This is a genomic window from Sediminibacillus halophilus, assembly GCF_900103695.1.
GTDB lineage: Bacteria > Bacillota > Bacilli > Bacillales > Amphibacillaceae > Sediminibacillus > Sediminibacillus halophilus.
This window is the reverse complement of the sequence record NZ_FNHF01000001.1, coordinates 602,453-624,144: the sequence shown is the minus strand read 5'-3', so window position 1 is coordinate 624,144 and position 21,692 is coordinate 602,453. Positions and strand designations below refer to the sequence as shown.

The 21,692-nt window shown below is 40.5% G+C and carries 26 protein-coding genes and 1 pseudogene; 16 read left to right on the top strand and 11 right to left on the bottom strand.

From position 1 onward, the window contains the following. Positions 1 to 145: 145 nt before the first annotated feature. Genes BLR82_RS03205 through BLR82_RS03195 form a run of 3 tightly spaced genes read left to right on the top strand, consistent with a single transcriptional unit; the run spans position 146 to position 3,027 of the window. Entirely contained in the window at positions 146 to 685 is a 540-nt protein-coding gene (locus BLR82_RS03205; RefSeq protein ID WP_074597546.1) for a TRAP transporter small permease, read from the top strand. Next, positions 682 to 1,962, top strand: coding sequence for a TRAP transporter large permease (locus BLR82_RS03200; RefSeq protein WP_074597545.1), 1,281 nt, complete (start codon positions 682 to 684; stop codon positions 1,960 to 1,962). Before BLR82_RS03205 ends, BLR82_RS03200 begins: the two co-directional genes overlap by 4 nt. A gap of 15 nt (positions 1,963 to 1,977) precedes the next feature. Continuing rightward, the gene (locus BLR82_RS03195; RefSeq protein WP_074597544.1) at positions 1,978 to 3,027 is read left to right on the top strand and encodes a DctP family TRAP transporter solute-binding subunit; all 1,050 of its coding nucleotides are present in this window, start codon (positions 1,978 to 1,980) and stop codon (positions 3,025 to 3,027) included. Positions 3,028 to 3,187: 160 nt separating this feature from the next. Here BLR82_RS03195 and BLR82_RS03190 read toward each other — a convergent pair whose 3' ends face one another. Next, the gene (locus tag BLR82_RS03190; RefSeq protein WP_139186877.1) at positions 3,188 to 3,517 is read right to left on the bottom strand and encodes a hypothetical protein; all 330 of its coding nucleotides are present in this window, start codon (positions 3,515 to 3,517) and stop codon (positions 3,188 to 3,190) included. A gap of 306 nt (positions 3,518 to 3,823) precedes the next feature. On the opposite strand from BLR82_RS03190, the gene BLR82_RS03185 reads away from it, so the two are divergent. Continuing rightward, positions 3,824 to 4,234, top strand: a complete 411-nt coding sequence (locus BLR82_RS03185) for a YwpF-like family protein (RefSeq protein WP_074597542.1) — start codon at positions 3,824 to 3,826, stop codon at positions 4,232 to 4,234. A gap of 236 nt (positions 4,235 to 4,470) precedes the next feature. Then, the gene (locus tag BLR82_RS03175) at positions 4,471 to 5,766 is read left to right on the top strand and encodes a putative bifunctional diguanylate cyclase/phosphodiesterase (protein WP_074597540.1); all 1,296 of its coding nucleotides are present in this window, start codon (positions 4,471 to 4,473) and stop codon (positions 5,764 to 5,766) included. A 70-nt stretch (positions 5,767 to 5,836) separates the two neighbouring features. Here the strand turns inward: BLR82_RS03175 and BLR82_RS21585 are convergent. From BLR82_RS21585 to BLR82_RS03155, 4 genes and pseudogenes are all read right to left on the bottom strand, one after another. Beyond that, positions 5,837 to 5,917 (bottom strand): annotated as a pseudogene (locus BLR82_RS21585) (YjcZ family sporulation protein); the annotation flags it as partial. A 370-nt stretch (positions 5,918 to 6,287) separates the two neighbouring features. Next, the gene (locus BLR82_RS03165; RefSeq protein ID WP_074597538.1) at positions 6,288 to 7,457 is read right to left on the bottom strand and encodes a S1C family serine protease; all 1,170 of its coding nucleotides are present in this window, start codon (positions 7,455 to 7,457) and stop codon (positions 6,288 to 6,290) included. A gap of 27 nt (positions 7,458 to 7,484) precedes the next feature. Beyond that, entirely contained in the window at positions 7,485 to 8,642 is a 1,158-nt protein-coding gene (locus BLR82_RS03160) for a zinc-ribbon domain-containing protein (RefSeq protein ID WP_074597537.1), read from the bottom strand. A 361-nt stretch (positions 8,643 to 9,003) separates the two neighbouring features. Further along, the gene (locus BLR82_RS03155; RefSeq protein WP_074597536.1) at positions 9,004 to 9,360 is read right to left on the bottom strand and encodes a PilZ domain-containing protein; all 357 of its coding nucleotides are present in this window, start codon (positions 9,358 to 9,360) and stop codon (positions 9,004 to 9,006) included. Between the two features lie 201 nt (positions 9,361 to 9,561). Here BLR82_RS03155 and BLR82_RS21230 point away from each other — a divergent pair, with 201 nt between their 5' ends. Beyond that, positions 9,562 to 9,753 carry an aspartyl-phosphate phosphatase Spo0E family protein gene (locus tag BLR82_RS21230; RefSeq protein WP_074597535.1) on the top strand — a complete coding sequence of 64 codons (192 nt, stop codon included), beginning with the start codon at positions 9,562 to 9,564 and terminating at the stop codon, positions 9,751 to 9,753. A 90-nt stretch (positions 9,754 to 9,843) separates the two neighbouring features. Then, the gene (locus BLR82_RS03145; protein WP_074597534.1) at positions 9,844 to 10,071 is read left to right on the top strand and encodes an aspartyl-phosphate phosphatase Spo0E family protein; all 228 of its coding nucleotides are present in this window, start codon (positions 9,844 to 9,846) and stop codon (positions 10,069 to 10,071) included. Positions 10,072 to 10,635: 564 nt separating this feature from the next. On the opposite strand, the gene BLR82_RS03140 is transcribed toward BLR82_RS03145, so the two are convergent. Continuing rightward, on the bottom strand, positions 10,636 to 11,793 hold the full coding sequence (locus tag BLR82_RS03140; RefSeq protein ID WP_074597533.1) for an aminotransferase A: 1,158 nt from the start codon (positions 11,791 to 11,793) through the stop codon (positions 10,636 to 10,638). A 104-nt stretch (positions 11,794 to 11,897) separates the two neighbouring features. Between BLR82_RS03140 and BLR82_RS20700 the strand changes: the two genes are divergently transcribed. From BLR82_RS20700 to BLR82_RS03120, 4 genes are all read left to right on the top strand, one after another. Further along, a complete protein-coding gene (locus BLR82_RS20700) occupies positions 11,898 to 12,035 on the top strand; it encodes an FbpB family small basic protein (protein WP_281242154.1) in 138 nt (45 codons plus the stop codon). A 478-nt stretch (positions 12,036 to 12,513) separates the two neighbouring features. Continuing rightward, positions 12,514 to 13,398, top strand: coding sequence for a patatin-like phospholipase family protein (locus BLR82_RS03130; RefSeq protein ID WP_342721068.1), 885 nt, complete (start codon positions 12,514 to 12,516; stop codon positions 13,396 to 13,398). Between the two features lie 53 nt (positions 13,399 to 13,451). Beyond that, complete coding sequence (locus BLR82_RS03125; protein ID WP_074597532.1) at positions 13,452 to 13,829, top strand: hypothetical protein; 378 nt, start codon at positions 13,452 to 13,454, stop codon at positions 13,827 to 13,829. Positions 13,830 to 13,948: 119 nt separating this feature from the next. Beyond that, the gene (locus BLR82_RS03120; RefSeq protein WP_074597531.1) at positions 13,949 to 14,140 is read left to right on the top strand and encodes a hypothetical protein; all 192 of its coding nucleotides are present in this window, start codon (positions 13,949 to 13,951) and stop codon (positions 14,138 to 14,140) included. An 8-nt stretch (positions 14,141 to 14,148) separates the two neighbouring features. Here BLR82_RS03120 and BLR82_RS03115 read toward each other — a convergent pair whose 3' ends face one another. The 4 genes from BLR82_RS03115 to BLR82_RS03100 all read right to left on the bottom strand — a co-directional run bounded on the left by BLR82_RS03115 (position 14,149) and on the right by BLR82_RS03100 (position 16,701). Beyond that, a complete protein-coding gene (locus BLR82_RS03115) occupies positions 14,149 to 14,361 on the bottom strand; it encodes a hypothetical protein (protein WP_074597530.1) in 213 nt (70 codons plus the stop codon). A 240-nt stretch (positions 14,362 to 14,601) separates the two neighbouring features. Continuing rightward, positions 14,602 to 15,075, bottom strand: a complete 474-nt coding sequence (locus tag BLR82_RS03110) for a YkyB family protein (protein ID WP_074597529.1) — start codon at positions 15,073 to 15,075, stop codon at positions 14,602 to 14,604. A gap of 97 nt (positions 15,076 to 15,172) precedes the next feature. Then, positions 15,173 to 15,751 carry an SCO family protein gene (locus BLR82_RS03105; protein WP_074597528.1) on the bottom strand — a complete coding sequence of 193 codons (579 nt, stop codon included), beginning with the start codon at positions 15,749 to 15,751 and terminating at the stop codon, positions 15,173 to 15,175. Positions 15,752 to 15,840: 89 nt separating this feature from the next. Then, the gene (locus BLR82_RS03100) at positions 15,841 to 16,701 is read right to left on the bottom strand and encodes a metallophosphoesterase (protein ID WP_074597527.1); all 861 of its coding nucleotides are present in this window, start codon (positions 16,699 to 16,701) and stop codon (positions 15,841 to 15,843) included. Positions 16,702 to 16,843: 142 nt separating this feature from the next. Here BLR82_RS03100 and fadH point away from each other — a divergent pair, with 142 nt between their 5' ends. Beyond that, positions 16,844 to 17,611 carry a 2,4-dienoyl-CoA reductase gene (gene fadH / locus BLR82_RS03095; protein WP_074597526.1) on the top strand — a complete coding sequence of 256 codons (768 nt, stop codon included), beginning with the start codon at positions 16,844 to 16,846 and terminating at the stop codon, positions 17,609 to 17,611. Positions 17,612 to 17,667: 56 nt separating this feature from the next. Here fadH and trhA read toward each other — a convergent pair whose 3' ends face one another. Beyond that, complete coding sequence (gene trhA, locus BLR82_RS03090; protein ID WP_074597525.1) at positions 17,668 to 18,306, bottom strand: PAQR family membrane homeostasis protein TrhA; 639 nt, start codon at positions 18,304 to 18,306, stop codon at positions 17,668 to 17,670. 263 nt (positions 18,307 to 18,569) lie between these two features. On the opposite strand from trhA, the gene cbpB reads away from it, so the two are divergent. The 4 genes from cbpB to BLR82_RS03070 all read left to right on the top strand — a co-directional run bounded on the left by cbpB (position 18,570) and on the right by BLR82_RS03070 (position 21,686). Then, positions 18,570 to 19,046 carry a cyclic-di-AMP-binding protein CbpB gene (gene cbpB, locus BLR82_RS03085; RefSeq protein WP_074597524.1) on the top strand — a complete coding sequence of 159 codons (477 nt, stop codon included), beginning with the start codon at positions 18,570 to 18,572 and terminating at the stop codon, positions 19,044 to 19,046. A 186-nt stretch (positions 19,047 to 19,232) separates the two neighbouring features. After that, a complete protein-coding gene (gene dapD / locus BLR82_RS03080) occupies positions 19,233 to 19,952 on the top strand; it encodes a 2,3,4,5-tetrahydropyridine-2,6-dicarboxylate N-acetyltransferase (RefSeq protein ID WP_074597523.1) in 720 nt (239 codons plus the stop codon). 145 nt (positions 19,953 to 20,097) lie between these two features. Continuing rightward, positions 20,098 to 21,213: an N-acetyldiaminopimelate deacetylase gene (locus BLR82_RS03075; protein WP_083334681.1), complete on the top strand. Its 1,116-nt coding sequence runs from the start codon at positions 20,098 to 20,100 to the stop codon at positions 21,211 to 21,213. A 230-nt stretch (positions 21,214 to 21,443) separates the two neighbouring features. Beyond that, positions 21,444 to 21,686 carry a YkuS family protein gene (locus BLR82_RS03070; protein ID WP_074597521.1) on the top strand — a complete coding sequence of 81 codons (243 nt, stop codon included), beginning with the start codon at positions 21,444 to 21,446 and terminating at the stop codon, positions 21,684 to 21,686. Positions 21,687 to 21,692: the final 6 nt, after the last annotated feature.

Here is a 21,692-nt window from a genome sequence, read left to right as displayed (position 1 = left end):
CAACATTTCTTTTTTAACCTTCAAAACGGTCAGCGAGCAAGCGAGCGTGACCATTTTCCCGCTTTCCTGGTAAATCGGAAGTTTACTTATTTCCTCCAACAGGTATTTATTAGTACCGGGCCTAAAGAATGAAAGGATGATCAGGATGAATGTATTTAGAAGAATAGATAAAATTCAGGCTGGGATTGAAAAATGGACGATCATAACAGCAATATTCGGGATGACCATTATATTGTTGGCCAATGTCTTTGCTCGAACATTAGGCAACAGCCTGACCTTCGCTGAAGAGGTTGGACAATTTTTCATCATCATTGTGACCTTTATCGGGCTTAGTTATTGCGCCAGAAGGGGCAGGCATTTGAAAATGACCGCTATAGTAGAATTTCTGCCTTTTAAAGTCCGCAAAATACTTGTGCTGATCATTACATTCACAACTTCCCTATTGCTCTTTTATTTATGTTACATCTCTTTGGACTATACCATTACATTATATCAATTGGGAAGAGTGACGGCGGCACTACGTTTTCCGGTATATTTGATTACATTGTTTATTCCTATCGGATTTCTGTTCAGTGGACTCCAGTATTTAAGGGAGTGCTGGCTAAATTACAAGTATAAGGACGAAATGATTGACGGTACGGAAGACCCTGACTGGAAGAGAGAGGAGGCAGATGAGACGACATGATATGGATATTATTAGGAATTATGTTTTTACTTTTGTTCCTTGGTTACCCGATAATGGTTCCACTAATTGTGGCTCCGCTGGCAGTAGCCTTGCTATTTTTCCCTGAATTAAATCCGATGGTTCTGATTCAGCAGTTTTCCATTGGAATCCAGACGTTTGTCCTCCTGGCGGTTCCCATGTTCATCTTTGCGGCGGACATTATGTCTTCAGGCAAAACGTCTACAAGGCTTCTTGATCTAGTAGGAAGTTTTATCGGACATATCCGTGGAGGCTATGCAATCACGACTGCTGCTGCCTGTGCCTTGTTCGGTTCGATCTCTGGTTCCACCCAGGCAACAGTCGTTGCGGTCGGCAAACCGACAAGGGAAAGACTGAAAGAAATCGGTTATAAAGATAAACAAGCAATCCCGCTGATTATCAATGCGAGTGATCTTGCTCTCATGATACCGCCAAGTATAGCCATGATTGTCTACGGAGTGGTTACCGGAACTTCTGTCGGTGAACTATTTATTGCAGGCATTGTACCAGGGTTAATAATTTTTCTGTTCTTTGCTCTTTACAGTTATTTTTTAGCGACAGCTAAAAAACTGGGGAATGAAAAAAAGGCGACTTGGAAAGAGCGAGGAAGAGCTTTTAAAAAAGCAATATTACCGTTGGGCTTTCCGATCGTCATTATTGGGGGAATTTACTTAGGGGTCTTTAGTCCCACTGAAGCTGCGGCTGTATCTGTGTTATATGCTTTCTTATTGGAAGTGGTTATCTATCGCGATGTTAAACTAAGCGACTTGCCTAAAATAGCTGAATCTACTGCCATCGTTACTGCTGCAGTATTCATTTTGGTGGCGGCAGGAACTGCGTTAAGTTGGATTTTGTCCTATGCAAAACTGCCCCAGGAAATAACGGAGGCTGTACTGGGAAGTGATCCTTCCGCGACATATGTGCTGTTTATTGTTGCGATTTTCTTCTTTGTCGGCTGTATGTTTGTCGATCCACTGGTCGTCATCTTGATTTTGACCCCGATTTTCTATCCTGTAGCGATGGATGCCGGAGTTGATCCAATAGCTCTTGGGATTATCGTTACCTTGCAAGCCGCCATCGGATCGGCTACGCCACCGTTCGGAGTTGACATCTTTACAGCTATAGCAGTATTTCAGCAGCCATATAAAGAGATAATTAAAGGAATCTGGCCATATATACTAATTTTAATGGCGGCTTCTGCTTTATTTATATTATTTCCGGAAATCATTACATCTTACCAATACTTTTATTCGGATTAGGGAGAAGGTGATAGGATGAAAAAATCAGTATTAATATTGTTTAGCATGTTACTTCTCTTGACTGCATGTGGATCAGGAGGGACAGAAACGACAAGGGGAAAAAATACTCCAGAGTATGTGTTCCGTTTCGCCCATGAAGAATCACCGGATTCTGTTCAGAATACCTATGCAGAGGAGTTCAAAAAAATTATCGAAGAAAAATCAGACGGAAATATAAAAATAGAAATTTATCCGGTAGGACAGCTCGGTAATGCTACCACCCAAGCTGAACTGCTGCAAATAGGTGCAATTGATTTTGCCATTATTTCACCAGGTAACATCGGTACAATTGTTCCTGAATCACAGGTGTTGCTATTGCACTTTCTATTCTCGGATGATATGGAAATAAACAAACAAATCATGAACAATAGTGAAGCGCTATATGGTCCATTGGCAGAAAAATTCGCTGAAAAGAAAATAAAAGTTTTATCCTACTGGACAGAAGGATTCAATCATTGGACGACTCAGTCTAAAATTGAACAGCCGGAGGACTTTTCAGGAGTAAAGTTTCGAACTATGCCATCTCCGTTAATTGTTTCTTCTTATGAGCAATACGGGGCGAATCCGACTCCTGTACCTTATGAGCAGGTGTACAGTGGGTTACAGTTAAATATGATAGAAGGGCAGACCAACCCGATGTTTGCCATAGAACAAATGAAATTTTATGAAGTACAAAAGTATTTGACCCTGTCTAAACATTCTTTATATACGACTACCACAGCGGTTAATCCGGATTTATACGAAAAAGTACCAGAGGAAGTAAGACAGATGATTGATGAAACGATTAATGAGATGAAGGAGAAGGCCTTTGCAATTCAAGAAGAAACCAATCAGCAGGCTTTAGAACAAATTAAGAAGAATAGTAACATAGAAATCACCGAATTGAGCGATGAGCAAAGGCAAGCTTTTCGTGATGCGAGTGAGCCGGTCAGACAGCAGTATATCGATCAAGTAGGTGGAGCTGCTGAGGAAATTGTTAAAAAGTTGGAAGAAGAGATAGAGGAAGCAGAGAAAAACAGCAATTAACAGATGACCAGACTGGAGCCGAAAAAGGCATCGCCGGTCTGGTTTTTCTAACCCATTAAAAAAGACAAAATCCGCTTCATGCGGATTTTGTCGAGTAAAGATGGAGAAAAGGATGATTATATATGATAAACTTCTTAATAAGAAGTTACCAGCGAATTATTTAAATGACAAAAGAGATGTCATTATCTACTTCTACTTTATGTCGGTTTCTGATCTTAGCCTGTTTTACGTTTTTATTTAACAGTTGTTTGATATGTCGATAACCTTCGTCCGGTTTTTCACCATCAATGACAATCACCAATGGCTTTTTGCTTGTAGCTATAAGAAAAAAAGAAAGCATTTTTGGAAAATTTCCTGCGTCGGCCACCTGCCCGTTTTGGTATAAATATACATCGTACTCACTTTTTGAAACATAATGGTACAGCTTCATCATTTCATGCGTAGTTAATTGATAAGTTAAATCTACTTGATAGGATGTTATTTCTTTCAAGGTCATCACCTCTCCAATTTTTGTTGTCTAATCTGTCTATCTAATTGCGCAGAACTTATAAGTAATAAAGTAAACCAGCTAGCCGATCAATAAGTTTTTCATGTTGGTATATAGATACCCCTTGGTTGCAAGGATAAAACACGAAGATCAATAAATATTCAGGCATGTAAACAACTGTTACAGTAGTTACTTAGGTAGAGAATCATGATGGATTTTTGGTACAATTGAATTAGTAATAGACGGACAGAAAGAAACACCCTGCTTCCGATTTCATTGCAGGTCGGTAAATATTGTTAGGAGGAAATCATGAAAACATTTAAATTAATTTCTCTTGACGTGTTGGAAGATCAGAATGAGGAAATCCGTCCTCGTAGTATCCCCTTGCTTGATGGATTGATCATCAACAGGGAAGATGACCAAAATCGCTGGCTGCTAGAAGCCTATTTGGACAAGTCTTATGAGACGTATTTTCAAGCATTAAAGGAAGAAAATGAACAAGTCATGTTACAGGGGAAGATTACTAAAGAGAGTAATCAGCCTGCCACTTTCATGGCTTCTATCACGAATATCAATACAATTGGAGACCATATCAATGTTCTTTTTTTAAGCACTCTAGTCGATCGGAAAAAAGGAGAGATAGAGCGTACGCTAAAAAATTTAATTGAAGAGGGCTACCAAGGAGACGAATTGCTTGATGAGTTTAAAGACAGAGTGTGAAACTAATCAGGAAGTGCCGGCTGTTGATTGGAATGGCCGGTGCACTTTATATCGCTTCTTTCGGAAGAGAGACACTAGCATTTTTCGGAATTTTTTAAATTTTTATTGGATGGCTGTCTTCCATAGGATTATCAGTCCAAAAGCGTTCTTGTTACTAGCGATACACAGTAAAGCATTTCTTTTGTGGAGACAGAAGTAAACCGGAATGAATCATGGACTTGAGGAGGCCAGTGAATATGGCAAACAAACCAAACAATATAGAGAAATTAAGTAAACATCAAAAATTTCCTTCCAAACACCGATTTTTGCACCAGGTTGCCAAGGGGTTGGAGGAATGTAAAACCGCTAAAAGGTCACTAACTGTTCTATTTATTGGTTTGGATTCTTTAAGACAGATTTTTCATACATATAATGTAAAGGATGAAAAGGCTTTTCTCAGGCAATGCGCAGACAGGATTCAGATTTCTTATTCAGAAATCGGGGTGGCAGAAGGAGGCGAAGGCCTGCTACTCCTTATTGATGGTCTCTATAATATGGAGGTGACTGAACGGGCAGCCTGCGATGTTATCGAAGCATTTTCGGAACCGCTTGTGATGAATGGAACAGAAATATTCTTGTCTGTAAGTTTGGGTATTTGCCAGGATTTCGATCGAACAAAATCTCCGAATGAGTTAATCAGAGGAGCAGAAATGGCATCGACGTTAATAAGAGAAAAACCGGGAAGTAATTTTCACTTTTTTAGTCCAGATATTCTCACCACCTGGAAAAATACATTCAACATGGAATTTTCTTTGAGAAAAGCATTAAAAGGAAACCAATTCGAACTTCATTATCAACCACAGAAAGATATAAAATCGGGAAATATCGTTGGATGTGAAGCTTTATTAAGATGGAAGCATCCGGATAAAGGCTATATACCACCAGACCGCTTCATTCCATTGGCTGAAAAAAATGGGATGATGATTGAATTAGGGGAGTGGGTCTTACGGGAAGCCTGCAGACAGAATAAAAAATGGCATAGTACGGGAACATACCGTGGACTTATAGGCGTCAATTTATCAGCAAGGCAGTTACATCAACCGGAGTTGGCGGAAAAAATAAAAAATATATTAGAGGAAACAGGACTTTCTGCTGAGTACTTGGAGTTGGAAATCACAGAGAGTGCAGCAATTTCCCAAAATAATGAGGTGCTGAACAGTCTAAAACAGCTAAGGGAGCTAGGTGTTCACGTTTCCATCGACGACTTTGGGACAGGTTATTCCTCCTTGAAATATTTGAGTATATTTCCAATCAGTAAATTAAAAATTGATAAATTGTTCATGAAACAAGAAGTACAGAACAATCAGGCGATTGTAAAATCAATTATTACTATGTCACATTCTATGGAGATGAAAGTAATAGCAGAAGGGGTGGAAACCGAGGAACAGCTTGTTTTTTTAGAAAAAGAAAATTGTGATGAGGTGCAAGGATATTATTTTTATAAACCACTTCCGCTCCAAGAAGCAAGCGAGTTATTTTTGCAAGCACAATAAAGTAAATAAAAATCAACAAACCCCCGTGGTTGGGGGTTTGTTTTAAGTTTGATGGTTGAATGAGGTTCTATTAGCAGTAGAAAGCAGCACCAACGATGATGAGTAAAATGAAGAGAACCACGATCAAAGCGAAGGAGTTACCGTAACCGCCGCCATAATAGCCGCCGACGTTACCTCCGCCGCAGTAACCTCCACCATAAGGATAACCAAAGGACATACATACTCACCTCCTGAATGTTTACAATTTACTATATGGAAAGTGCGGAAGGTTTGTATGGACGTATGCCTATGCGAATAAAAGTTAAGCAAGAATTGGGCAAGGTATTCAGCTGAGAGAAGGGAGAGGATCTTAAAGGAATAAATATATCCCTCTCTAACATCATACATTAGTTACCTTTATCCTCTAACATATAAAGCCTCCCAGGGGACTTTCCCATACACTTTTAATCGCTATGGAAGCAGCCCTTATCAACCGGACATAAACTTATAACTAGTCTTACCATTGCAAGTGAATTGTCTTTTCATGACTCCTTGCTCTTTTCTTTCTCACTGATTAGCTCGCGCTTTCCTTTCAGCAGCCGGACTTGATCATTTTCATAGCCTACATCAAAGCGATAGCGATAAACTCTTTTATAAACTTTTTCGGGGCTGCTGCGCTCTTCATGTTCAACTTCCATTGTAACTTTTGCAAGGTTGTTTTCTTCGTCGAATTGAACATTCATTTCTGCTGTGTTCGTATCAACGATATAGATATAATCCTCTCGAAATTGCTGGTAGCTCGTTTCTGTCTGCCAGTCACTCCCAAGGAGGGTATAAGCATTGATAAAGTCACGGATGGAAATACTTTCAAAAAAGTAATTGATCATGTATTTAGCGTCTTCTTTTAACTTATCCGGGTCTGATTCTTGAGCATTGGCAATAGCGCTTTCGTAATCCAAGTTCTCATCATCTGCTTGGTCTGACCATTGTTCCGCTTTATCGATCACCTGCTGCATCGGAATACTGAAGCCCATACTTCCATCATCTATTCCTGCAGAGTTGACCGCTATAACTTTTCCGGAAGCCCGGTTTATAAGGGGACCTCCGCTATTCCCATGATTGATTTGTGCAGAGATTTGATAGGCATCCTCATAATCGAAATCATCTATTTCAAAGGATCGATTTAGCCCGGAAATTATCCCCAAAGTTACGGAATTTTGAAATCCTAACGGACTACCGACAGCAAGGATTTCATCTCCCAGCTCGGCCTCATAGCTAGTGTCCAGAAGCGCTGGAGATTGATTTGCGAGTTGGGGGACCCGAATGACAGCAATGTCCAATTTGTCACCTTTACCAACCAATGCGGCTGTATATGTTTGGGCATTTGCTGTTTTCACATAAATCGTTTCTGCATTCTCCACTACATGCGCATTGGTGATGATATCACCTTTGTCATTATATAAAAATCCTGAACCGATTGTTTCATTCCATTTATCCAACGCTTCTACCTGTACAACGTTTTTCTGCGATTGATGAATAATTGATTTTAAGTTCACTTTGTCCTGCTGTTCTTCAACTTGATGAGCCAGCGTATTTTTCAGTTCCAGTGAATGATCATCCCAGTTTTGATAGATAAGGAACACAGCTGTTGCGCCAACTGATAGAAACAAAACGGTTAAGAGAACCGGAAATATAAATTGTTTGTTTTTCATTATCTCACTCCGTCTTCCTGTAAGTCATTAGTCGAGGAACCATTTTATTTTTTCAATTTCAACCTTGGATGTATCCTGGGCTTCGGTATCAAAGTGAGTGAACTCAAACTTGCCTTCCTCTCCTGGATAGAGGGTATCAGGATATACATATACCTCATTTGTCAACAATTCATCGTTCTCAGGGTCAAGTATCTTATAATCGACAGATATCGAGTAAACCGGAACCGTGGCGATGCTCTTCAGTTTACCACTGACCACTGCTTTTCCCTGATCATCCTTGGAAATGGACACATCAATCATTTCCACTGCATCATTCTTGTTTTGGTTCTGTTCTTTTTCTGCAGCAGTAACTGCTTGCTCTATTCTGTTTTGTTGTTCTGTTTCAAAGGCAGTTTTTTCTTTTTCAATAGTTGTTTGCAAACTTTGCAATTTATCTGAATCCGGAATATAATTCAGCCCTTCTTCCACAACATCACGTGCATCAGTAAATTGTTTTTGGGATAGCTGTTCGTTAGCCGTTGAGAAAATATAAGAAATGATTTGCTCCTCAATGGTCCCGGTGATGGTTTCCGCTTTTTCACTGTTTATCGCCTTTGCCTGCCATAGTAGAGTTTTTAACTTTTCTATCGAGGGGTCGTTTTCCATTGCTTCTTTTAATTGACTCAGCTGCACTTCACTTCGTTTGGTAACTACTTCGTCTATAATGACATCGACTGCTTCCCCATCGTAAACTTTTAGATTGTTTTCCGCTTCATCTATTTTTTCCAACGATTTTTGATAGTTTTCTTCTCCTGCGTAATCCTCCGCTTGTTTTAAGTCTAACTTAGAACGAAGGGCAACCTCCATAAATGATTTATTTTCGCGGGCAGCAGGAAAATTATCTTTTTCTTGAAGAGCAGTTTTGAACTGGACGAGCGCCTCATCATAAGCACCATCCAGGGCTTTTGCTTCACCGGCCTGAAATGCTTCCTTTGCCTGTTGAGTCTGATGCTGTAAATAAAAGTAAGCAGAACCAATAGCTAATATACTGATAATGAAGGAGGCAGCTGGTAAATACCAAATCCGCTTACTGACCGTCGGTTCTGCAACTCGGTCGTAGCGATCCTCCGGTAATTTTTTTCCGCATTGAATACAAAACACTTCGTCATCATTTGTTTTGCTTCCACAATATGGGCAATAAAGCATGAATACACCCGCTTTCTTTTCTGTGAAACTAGTTTGCTGTTTAGAGTCTCAAAGAATAGTTTACCACAATCCTGCTTCCATCCGTACCCATTATTTGTTAATAAACTTTTTGGCATATGTGGAGAATCTAAAACCGAAAGAAGGGGAAAACAGTTAATTTATTTGGAGATGTTGCTGGAATAGGATCAATTGATTACAATGGAAATGGAGGTGTAGAGAATGATAAATACCGCTTTAGCAGTCGTTTCAGTAGGAATTATTATTTTGAATATCGGATACTGCATATTTGATAACAGTTAAATGAAGCGATAACCGATAACGGCGAAAACCTCCCGGGTTTATGAACGGGAGGTTTTACATGTCAATCATGTGCCACTGCAGATTTGACCATCTCTTTCAGTAAACCTGTAATATGCCTCTGGTACGCTTCTTCAGCATTTAGTTTTATACCGAAAATATGATAATTGTAATGGCGCTTTCCCCATACGACGGTTCCCACAGCCTGACAATCTGTTTTCATTAACTGGTAAGTAACTTGTACAATATCTCCTGTTTTTAATGAATAGGCTGCATCCTGTTTAATCCTGATCCCATTCAGGCTGACATCGAGAATGGAAGTAGAATAGATAGTTTCTTCGTCTTCATTTACGAGTTTTATCTTCCCGTCTATAGGAGTGGCAAAAGTATACCGATAGGCCTCGTTTCGTTTATAGTGCATCTGTATTCCTCCCAGGGTAATAGTACCTAAAATCCCTTTCCTGCGATGATGTATCTAAGATAATGTTGTCGAAATATCTGCCTATTTTTTTATTTTATCACAAATTGTTATAAAATTTTGTCTAATTTTGCGATTCCCTTTACTTATCCTAGTTCCTCTGACATAATCATGAAGGTTAAAAAAAAGAAAAAGTGAAAGGTCTTGGGTAAGTTGAAGGGGAATATAGCAGGAAGAGAGATTAATTATTTGCAGGAATCGATTGCCGAAAAACGAAGACAAATGATCCAGGCGGCAAACCAAAATGGCCTGTCCAGTATTATTACTTTGAAAATCAGTCAAGAACTCGATGGATTGCTTAATCAGTACACACAAATTCGACAGGCGATCAAATGAGAAATCGGAGAACAAGAAGCTAGATACATCCAGAAAAGCAAATCAAGGGAAAAAAATCAGTAAGCTGTTAGGAGGGTAACCAGGCATAAGATGGAAGATTCCCAGTCGCTTTTGGAAAAAATTGAATACCTACGCAACAAAATGACCAAAGTAGCCCTCCGAAAAGGCTTCACAAGTAGTGAATCAATTTCACTAAGCCAGGAATTGGATCACCTACTAAACACTTACGAAAAAAGTAAACCTACCAAAAATAGATTACAGAAAAATGAGAGAGCCTTATCTAGTAACAAAAAAAGCGGAATTCGCCGGAGAAGATAAAAGGAACAGGATGTGCCTAGAGGAACGATGTCAACATTGGCGAAGGCTTTAATAGCAACCAGGACTCTGGTTTTATCAGTCGACAAGTATCCTTTTATGTACGGAAGGAGAGAAGGGAGGTTACAAGTTTTCTATGGTTAGCTAATTACATAAAGAACGTGTCGATTTTTTGTTACCACCTATAGAAAACAGGAAGTGATGGAAAAAAGATGCTCCTCCTTTTAGGCAAACGTCAGTCCTTCTTCAAGAGAGTTGTTCAATCGTCGTTCTCCAGTATATTTGCTTTCCATGGGTTGTGCCTCAGCCTTCCCTAAAAAAGTAAATTGATTTACTTCAAGATATTGTTCACTGCCGAAACTTCCATGACCTGCGGGATTGCACGTGACCGAAGAGCCGGAAGAGGTTTACACTCGTTGTGGGCGGGCTGTACCCCCTGGAAAGCGTATTGTGTACCGTAATCTAAAAGAGACGGGATAGGACTTATCGTCATACACCTTTCCCTGTTTTTCGGGATGTGAATATCACGCGAAAAGGAAAATCAGGGCTGATCATTCCCGGTTTTTATTACTTGTTATTCGCCAGAAACTTCTCGAGCCTGTTAAGTCCTTCCTCCAATGTGTTCAAATCATAGGCATAAGAAAGACGCAGAAACCCCTGACCCCCTTCTGAAAAAGCATCTCCTGGAACAAGGGCCAATTTTGCCTCCTCAACTAATCTTAGTGCTAAATCAAACGAAGATATCCCATTTAGTTCGATATCGAAGAAGAAATAGAATGCTCCGTCAGGCTTGATGACGTTCAAACCCATCTTCAAAAGCCGTTCATAGACATAATCTCGCCGTTTCTGATACTGATGTCGCATTTCTATCGGATCCTGACCACCGTCTTTCAATGCAGCTACCGCTGCATGCTGACTGATGGAAGTTGCGCAGGATACATTATATTGATGAACTTTCAGTATATGTTGACAAAGCCATTCGGGACACAGCAAGTAACCGATACGCCAACCGGTCATGGAATGCGATTTTGACACGCCGTTGATGACGATGGTTTTCTCTCTTATTTGAGGGAATGTACCAAGTGATACATGGTTATGCTCGTACACCAGTTCACTGTAAATTTCATCCGCCAGTATAAAAATATCTTTATCAGCCAACAGATCGGCAATCTCCTGAAGTTCTTGCCTGTTAAATGTCATTCCTGTGGGATTGGAGGGATACGGAAGAATGATGCACTTTGTTTTAGTTGTGATATGTGACTCGATCAAATCCTTTGTTAATTTAAAATGGTTTTTTCGGGTATCTACATGGACGGGCGTTCCACCAGCCAGGCGAATTAAAGGTTCATAACCTGGGTAAACAGGGGAGGGGAGGATTACTTCATCCCCGGTTTGGATAATTGTCCTCAAGGTAATATCAATTGCCTGAGAAGCCCCTACTGTAACGATTACTTCATTGACCGGATTGTAGGTTAAATGGTATTTATCCTTTGCGAACTCAGTGATTGCTTGACGTAAAGGGAGTAAACCAGCATTATGCGTGTATGTTGTCTGATTCTGATCGATCGCTTGTTTACCAGCGTTTTTCACATGCTCAGGAGTAGGAAAATCAGGCTGTCCGATTGTCAGCGAGATGATGTCCTGTTTATCACTTACCATGTTGAAAAACTTTCTGATTCCTGATATTTGCAATGCTTTTACTTGATCATTAAGAAGATGTTCCACATTTCCGACCTCCTGAAAAGTTCTCTAATTGTTCACACAATTAAGATAAATAAAGGGTTTAATTTTAGTATAATGAGATAGAGAATCAATCAAGTATATAAGGGGTGATCGTTTTGCGAAATCGTCCTTCCACTTTTACTGAACTGGTGCAGAGAAATAAAGAGGAGTTGCTCAAAAATCCTCAAGAGATGGCTAAAATGGAAAAGAAACTCGATGCAAAACAAATACTAAGAACCAAATAACCTGACTGGTAAACTGATGATATCATACTACAGATCATTCTAAAACCAGAAGGATCAAGGCAAATGGCGTTGGCTGGGACAAAAGTATAGTGCCCAAAGCGATAACCGAACGACGATTCGAATTTTCTACTATTCGAACACGTTCGGTTTTTCTTTGTTCTTTGAGAAGGTAGCACCTTAGAGGCTTCTTTTATTCTGTTGTTTGATGTTGGTCCACCCAAATGCTAAACCAAGGCTTTCAATGGATTTTTCAGTTCGTATTTTTCCTCCGGCGGAACACCACTTCTTGCCTATGCTAAGTTACATTATTTAGTTTTTAGAAAGGCTTGTATTTCTTAAGGTGAAATTGTTCGGTCTTAATAACTTGATTCCACTTCTTTTGTTTTTTATTTGCTTGATAGCTCTATGTTCGATATAATATTCCTATTTTGAACCTAGTAATTTCCAATTTAGCAAATCTATCAAAGGATGTGTCTATATGATGCAGGATGTCGGTTTGGTTCTTGAAGGAGGCGGCATGAGAGGTGCCTATACAGCTGGAGTGCTGGATGCTTTCCATGACAGTGGGATTACTTTCCCTTTTGTGACAGGTGCTTCAGCTGGCGCTTGTAATGCCACTTCTTATGTTGCGGGACAACGTGGAAGGAACTATAAAGTGTTGGTTGAATATGGAAGCCATCCAGAGTACATCTCACTGAAAAGAGCTGTTATGAAGAAAGAGCTTTTTGGAATGGATTTTATTTTTGATGTTCTGCCGAATCAGCTTGTTCCCTTTGATTTTGCTTCTTTTTTCAACAGTAATATTCGCTTTGTAGTGAGCACTACTGATATCGATACAGGAGAACCAGTGTACCATGATACATTTCGTTCGAATCAAGAATTACTTACTATCATTCGTGCTTCCAGCTCTCTTCCCTTTGTAGCACCAAGTATCTCGGTAGATGGCAGAAATTTAATGGATGGGGGCATAGTGGATCCGATTCCTTTGCAGCCATCGATTGATGCGGGGAATCGTAAGCATGTAGTGGTACTTACTCGAAACAAGGACTATATGAAAAAACCTATGAGACTCGCTTGGTTGCTGAAACGTTCTTTGAAATCACATCCGGCGCTTGTCTCTGCCATGCAAAATCGACATCGACGATACAATGATATGGTCAAGCGCCTGGAGAGGATGGAAAGAAATAATCAAGTATTTATTATTCGACCGAAACAGCCATTGGAAGTAGGTAGAATCGAACGTAACAGATCAAAACTAGATGCACTTTATCAGCAAGGGTACCAGGAGGCGAAACAGCAAAAAGAAGCAGTTGTTCACTTTACCAGTCCTGTGGAAGAGCCTGTCCTGTCCGGCGAAGTATAAACTCTATTACAGGTGGTTAGGCTGAAGTTAAAAGGGACTTTTGAGGTGAGCCTATGAACGCTTGGAATGATAGACTGGTTTTCGATTTAACTTCCATTGTGAATAAAAACCAATTGCATACGCTAGGTATATCAGATAATTATTTGTATATTTTGTTGGGCTTCATTAGTATTTTGATCTGTTTTTGGCTAATCAGGCCACTGGTAAGGTTTTTGGTTCTTTTGAATTGGGAAGATTTATTAACCTACCTGATTGGTGGGATATTGCTGTTCTCCTCTTTATTACTAATTGTTCACCCAGATAGAGATGGAGGGATAGGTCAAGGAAGTCAACTTTCGTATCTTGTGCTTGGCTTTGTGTTGTTTGGAGGGTGTTTGTGCACGCTGAAAGTCATTAAAACAATGGCTGAGAATATGAAAAAAAACATGTGATGTAAACGATAAAATAAAGCAAAAATCCCTTCTTCGATTGATTTGGAATGAAGGGATTTTTTGGCTTGATGAATCTATTTCCCTTTGTAAAACGTATAGTTATTACAGGAGGGAAAAACATGGGAGCTATGTTGCTTATATTTTTGTTTGCAGCAGGTTTGTTGTTCTTGAATATTTTCACTAGTATTTGGGCCTACAAAGATGCTGTTGCTAAGGGAAGGACCAGTGTTTTTGCAGTGATCGTTTTATTCGGTACGCTATTCTTTCCAATTTTAGGGTTAATCGTATATGTGTTTATACGGAATGAATAAACGTCAGCTTATTCATCTCCCGTAATGCCCATTTCTTTTTGCATGGCGTCTAGCCATTTAGTCGCGTTTTCTGCTAATTCATCAGGTGGAGTCTGGGTTGGAGATTGTGATAAAACTAATTGCTTTTCAGTGTCTGTCAGTCTATTATAGGCGTCTTTAAGAATGGATGACTGATCCATATATTTATTCAGCTCATATAAAAAATCCTGCAATTCGAGCATACAATAACCTCCTTTTACAAAACCATTTCCGATTATGAACCGATATAAACCAATACATCACTATCAGTTAAAATGAAACGAATAAACAATTGTAAGAAACAGCTGAGGGCTGATCATTTCCTGTTTGAAGAAAATGTCTATATCATGTGGGAGGACGGGAATGAGGTAATAGAAAAAGTGAAGAGGATTGCAGAGAAACCACTGGCTTCTCTGCAATCCTCTTGAGTTGAGGTATCAGAATTAGTACTTTTTTTGTTTTCTTCGCGGCTTTCTTTCCCACTGGCCGAGAGAAGAGGGGGTATAATAAGAAGAAGGTTGTTTACGGTCGGTTTCTTTTTTTTCGGGAAAGGACCATCCCAGATAACTGGATAGTATTTTTTTTGCCTGCGTCAGACTCATTTGCGGTTTAGGATTTCTAAAATTTTTGTCAGTCGCACCCAAGTGTTTCACTTCTTGGAAATCTTGTTTGGCAGGTGGAATATGAAAGTAAAAGTCGCTCACTTTGACAAGTAACGTGGAGTGTTGGCGGCTTAGTTTCGGGCGGTCAGAAAAATGCAAACCGACTTTTTCAGCATGGTTTTCCCGAAGCAATTTGTTAATGGCCTGCTTCTTCATGTCATATAATGGTCGGGGATTTGGGGCAGTCTTTGCATGTCGATTCACAATGAAAAGTGCTTTGGCTATATCATTCAAATTGTTTGTTTTGTTACTCATGTACCTGTCCTCCTTTTCGAACGAGCTAGAGGTGAAATGAGAATCACATATTCTGGGCCAGGTAGGAAAATCCCGGCCCCTGATGGAAGGTGATCGTTTAGTTGCTCATCTTTTTAATATCTTCTACTATTTTGTCCATTTGTGCAGCTTTCGTACCATCGTAAGCTTTAATAGCATTTCCTTCAGGGGAAACCAAATAGAAGCTTGTGGCATGTAAGTATTGGTCGGAATCATCCAATTCTTCGACTAATGCTTTAAAGGAATTAATGGAAAACTCCTTTATTTCGGAAAATTCATATCCCGTAAGTAAGTCCCAATTATCAAATTCGCCCCCGCGTTCTTCACTATACTTTTTTAAATCTTCAGGAGAATCATGTTCCGGATCGATACTGAAAGAAATAAGATGCACATCCAGGTTTTCTTGTTTCAATTTATCCTGGAGACGAGCCATGTTAGCTGTCATTGGAGGGCATACTGTTTCACAGTTGGTGAATATCATATCAGCCACCCAAAACTTACCATCCAATTCTTCCTTCGAAACTGTTTCGCCATCTTGATTTTTATAGGAAAAAGGCTCGACCTTATAAGAAAAGTCCCCTTCATATTTTGGTCCGCAGGCTGCTAAGAAAAGCAGGGAAACTAACCCTGCGGCCAGTGTTATCCTTTTTATACTCATGCAAGAACCTCCGTGAATCCTTATCTGTTTGTCCATCATTTTAGCATGACCGGTTAAAAAATACTATGTCCGTTCTGTGACGTATTTTCCTAAGCATTGTGCTCCTGTTCCGAATGTAATTGGAAAAGAGTAATTTCAGGAGCGCATAAAAAGCGATAGGGTAGCCGGGTCGTTCCTATTCCTCTGCTGACAAATAACTGCAAATCTCCGATTAGGTAGTTACCTTCTACATATTTTTCTGCATAGGCAGGGGTGTATATATGGCCGACCAACGGAATTTGCACTTGTCCTCCATGGCTGTGACCGGAAAACTGAACATCTATCGGATACTGCTTCGCTTTGTCAGCATAGTCTGGTTCGTGTATCATGACCATCGTGTACGCACTTGGATCGATTCCTTCCAGTGCCTTATCCAAGTCAGGTTGACCGAGCATCACGTCGTCAATTCCGGCCAAGGTAATGAAATCATTTCCTTTCTTAAGGGTGGTGTGATTATTTTGTAAAAGTTTGAAACCGCCGGCATCCATGGCCTCTTTGACTGTTTCCGTACCATATCCTCCATGATCGTGGTTTCCATAAATCCAGAACTTCCCCTCCGGACCGTGAATGTTTTTCAAAATATCTGAAATCCTGTGATCCCACATAAACTGATTCGGCTCGTCCACTAAATCTCCTGTGAATAGGACGATGTCCGGGTTATGGCTGTTTATTTCCGTTGATAGTTGGTCCAATTGCTCTAAGGTGTATTGAAAACCGACATGTGTATCTGAAAATTGTAGTATTTTTAAACCATCAAACGATTTCGGGATTTTTGTGGAAGTAAGTGTTTCTTTATGAATTTTCAACATGCCAGGTTCTATTTCTCTGGCATAATAGTAGGTTCCGCCTCCTACACCAAATAGTGCAAGGACAGAAGCTGCCAATTTTTTCAGGAATGATCTGCGGTTCATCTATGTCCAAACCCTTCTTCTGCTAGTTTAATCTAGTAGCATTATAGCACGGAATGAAAACTTTGCGGGCTCATAAAAAAAATGCCCAGGATGGAAGGGTTTCCATCGTTTATATGGAAATGTTAGGGGAGGGGGGATACGAATGGAAAATGAAACAGTCATCATCACAGGCGGCTCGAGCGGGATGGGAAAGCAAATGGCCAAACGTCTGGTCGAAGGCGGAGCAAACGTAATGATTACAGGGAGAACGGAAGAAACTTTAGCTAAAACAGTTAGAGAATTAGAGCATCAAGGCAATGGCAAACCTGCCTATACAGTAATGGATGTCAGAGAGCCTGACGAGATAACAGCTTTGCTGGATAAAACGCTCAATAAATTTGGAGGGGTAGATCATTTAATTAATAATGCTGCTGGAAACTTCGTCTGTCCAGCTGAAAAATTGTCCATTAACGGATGGAATGCAGTGGTGGATATCGTTCTCAATGGAAGCTTTTATTGCAGCCGAGAAATCGGTAACTACTGGATCGATAAGAAGCAGAAAGGAAATATCATCAACATGGTGGCCACTTATGCCTGGAATGCGGGAGCAGGTGTCATCCATTCAGCAGCTGCAAAGGCAGGAGTGCTTTCTATGACTCGAACCCTAGCAGTGGAATGGGGAAGTAAATATGGAATCAGAGTGAATGCGATCGCTCCCGGCCCTATTGAGCGGACAGGAGGAGTCGAGAAATTGTTCGAATCAGAGAGTGCAGCACAAAGAACGGTGGAATCCGTGCCGCTTCAACGGCTGGGTAAACCGGAAGAGATAGCGGAGCTCGCCTACTTCCTCTGTTCAAAGCATGCGGCCTATATCAATGGAGAAGTAATAACCATGGATGGGGGTCAGTGGTTGAATAAACATCCTTTTTGAAGCAGCATAAACAAAAGAACAAGGCAGCAGTCGTAAACTGCTGCCTTGTTCTTTTGTTAAATTAAATAAAGAATAACCGAGAAAAAATGGAGAGCTGTTCCGGCTAAAACAAATAAATGCCAGATTGCATGGTGGAATTTAAATCCTCTCCACACATAAAAAATCGAACCGATCGTATACAGGATACCGCCGATTACAAGTAAGAGAAGTCCGTTAAACTGCATGTTCTCTACAAGGGTTTTCCAAGCGAAAACAATTTGCCAGCCGACAACGATATAACCGATTGTAGAGACAAACAAAAAACGTTTGACAAAAAAACATTTAAAAATCGTGCCGGCGATTGCAATCCCCCATACTACTCCAAATAAAGTCCAGCCTAACCAACCTTGCACTGCCACAAATAAAAAAGGAGTATAGGAGCCGGCGATAAAAAAGTATATCGAAGCATGATCCAGTATTTCAAAGACATCTTTTCCCCGTCCTTTTGGCAAAGCATGCACAAAAGTCGACGAAATATATAGCAGAACCATCGTAGCGCCAAAGAGAGTGAAGCTTACTACATGCCAAACTGTTCCGTGTTGAGTTGCATAAACGATTAAGGTCACCAAAGCAGCGATGCTGAAAATAGCACCGACAGCATGGGTAATTGCGTTGGCAATTTCCTCGTTTTTAGAAAAAGTGTGAGTGTTAGCCAAATTGACCGTCCTTCCGAGGGGAATAAGTCCCCAACTTCATTTTTATATTCTTATTATACACGGATTGACTGATATTATAAAGAACGTAGGTTTTAAAAGGTGAACAGATGTGGAATGTTTTAGATGGTAGTTGTCGATTCCAGTCGTAATTTCCTGGTGATCAATCGGTGTTATGGAATGGTTTTCATAACCCGGATATGGTACAATTACAACGGATAGGAAGCGTGAGAACTCCTTCAACTGCTAAAAAGGAGTGTCAGCAAATGAGCAGTACGAAAAGCAAAGAAATTACAGAAATGGTAGTAGAAGATTTAATGATCCCTGCAGAGAAAGTAGCACATGTTCAAGTGGGAAATCCATTGGAACACGCATTGTTGGTTCTGGTGAAATCGGGTTATTCCGCAGTGCCCGTGCTTGATGCTTCGTTCAAATTGCAGGGAACAATCGGCAAAACAATAATTTTAAATGATATCCTCGGACTCGAACGATTTGAAATGGAAAAACTATCGGATACGACAGTTCGAGAAGTGATGAATACCGATATACCGTGTCTATCGAAAGAGGATGATTTTTTGAAGGCATTAAAAGCGGTGATTGATTATCCTTTCATTTGTGTCGCTGATTCACAAGGTTATTTCGACGGGATTGTGACTAGAAGGGCAATGTTAAAGCAGTTGAACAAAAATCTTCACGCAAACAAATATTCGCCGGTCACAGAGATGGTCACCGGAAAAAATTAAAAATTCTTGCCAGAGTGGGTTCTTGGTCCGCCAAGATCCCTTTTTCTATGCAAAGATGCTGCATACTATCCTGAAGAAACGGAAAAAGTGAACAGGAAACATTTTATGACAGGATAAAATTCTTGTACCATTGTTAGAAATTTTGATAAAGTGTAATACAGAGTATGAAAAATGGAGGGAACAGTTATGAAAATGATGGATGCAAATGAAATAATTTCTTTCATTTCTAATAGCAAAAAATCGACCCCTGTCAAAGTATACTTAAAAGGCTCTGAATTGAATACAATCGATTTTGGTGAGCTGATTCAAGATTTTGTCGGTGAAAAGACAGGCGTTTTATTTGGTGAATGGAAAGATATAGCAGCCGTACTGGATACATACAAAGCTCAAATTGAAGATTATGCGATCGAAAATGATCGGAGAAACTCTGCTATTCCGTTACTGGATTTAAAAGAAGTGAATGCCCGGATTGAACCTGGGGCTATCATTCGTGACCAGGTTGTAATCGGAGATGGTTGCGTCATTATGATGGGGGCTATGATAAATATCGGATCTGTTGTGGGAGAAGGCACAATGATCGATATGAACGTCACACTGGGAGGAAGAGCTACCGTCGGTAAAAATTGCCATATAGGAGCCGGCGCTGTACTTGCCGGTGTAATCGAGCCACCTTCGGCCAAACCTGTTGTTATTGAAGATGGGGTAGTTGTCGGTGCAAATGCTGTTATTCTGGAAGGAGTCACAGTTGGTGAGGGCGCAGTGGTTGCGGCTGGAGCAATTGTAACTAAAGATGTACCAGCCAACACTCTCGTTGCTGGTACTCCTGCAAGGGTATTAAAGGAAATAGACGACCAGACGAAGTCTAAAACCGAAATAAAAGCAGAACTTAGAAAATTGGACCAATAATAATCAAGTCACTTTTCATTAGCAAATAAAAGCAGGAGATTTTTCTCCTGCTTTTTGCAATTCACGCTTAGATTGCATGCTTCCATAGTACTTAATACAAGGCTAGCATCTAACAGGCAGAAGGGACGTAAAGGAGGATTTGCTATTGAATCACCAGGAATTAGTGAAAATAAGAAGAGATTTGCACCAAATACCGGAATTAGGTTTCCAAGAATTTAAGACCCAGAGATACCTACAGGGAGTAATTGCCCGCTTACCGCAAAAACATCTTACTATTAAACAATGGAGAACCGGATTGCTGGTAAAAGTATCTGGATCTAACCCTTCACGGTTAATAGGTTACCGCACAGACATTGATGGATTACCTATAACAGAAGAAACGGACTATTCATTTTCTTCTAAGCATGAAGGGAACATGCACGCCTGCGGACATGATTTTCATATGACCATAGCTTTAGGTGCACTGCAGCGTTTGGCGGAACAACCAATGGACGATGATGTACTGTTTATCTTCCAACCGGCGGAGGAGGGACCTGGCGGTGCTTTGCCAATGCTGCAGACAGCATTGTTAGGCGAATGGAGACCAGATGTCGTATTTGCCCTTCATGTAGCTCCTGAGCTTCCTGCCGGCATGGTTTCGACCAGGGAGGGTTTATTGTTTGCCAATACAAGCGAATTGTTTATCGACTTCAAGGGTAAGGGAGGGCATGCCGCTTATCCACATCTGACACATGACATGGTGGCCGCTGCCAGCAGTTTCGTTACCCAGTTGCAACAAATTGTGGCCAGGCGAATTGATCCATTGCAAAGCGCTGTGGTAACCATAGGAAAAATCACTGGAGGTTCCGTACAAAATGTTATCGCAGAAAGGGCCCGACTGGAAGGTACAATTCGGACTCTTGATCCTGAAGCAATCGGCTATGTGAAACAGCACATTGAACAAATCGCTAAAGGTCATGAAATAAGTTTTGACTGTACAATAGACATTGATTATGGAGCTAATTACTATCAAGTTTATAACTCAACAGCGTACATTGACCGTTTTAAGCGGATTGTTTCTCAGGAACAGCTAACGTGGCAAGAAGCGAAAGCTGCTATGACAGGTGAAGATTTTGGATACATGTTGAAAGAGATTCCTGGTTTTATGTTTTGGCTCGGGGTTGATTCCCCTTATGGATTGCACCACGGCAAATTACGTCCTTCGGAAGATGCTCTTTCGACTGGTGTCCATATTGTAGAGAAGACGATAAGGAATTTGTAAGATGCGATAAAGAAAGGATATTAACGGAGGCTGTCATGATTTAGTGACCGTCTCCGTTCTTTTTTGGCAAAAGGAAAGCCGAACCAATAGCGAAGAAAATACCATTCATTAAGATGACGCTGCAGACACAGCCTTAAAGTTCCCGGCTGCTGTCGATTCTGTATATGCTCTACGTTTTAGGGAAGTCTATTAGGGATTATTTAATCCATTTGTACAGAGGAGGTATTTGGATGCCGCGTATAGGTATAGAAGGAACACTTTCAGACGTAAAAGGAGCACTGCAGGAACGAGGGTATGAATTGGTGGATTTAAGACAGGAATCAGATGTGCAAAACTGTGATTGTTGTGTCATCTCTGGGCAAGACAAAAACGTGATGGGGATGGCAACAGCGAGTACACAGGCCCCTGTTATCAATGCTAACGGAATGACCGCTGACGAGGTTTGCCATCAGGTTGACAGTCGCTTTCAATAACGGGAA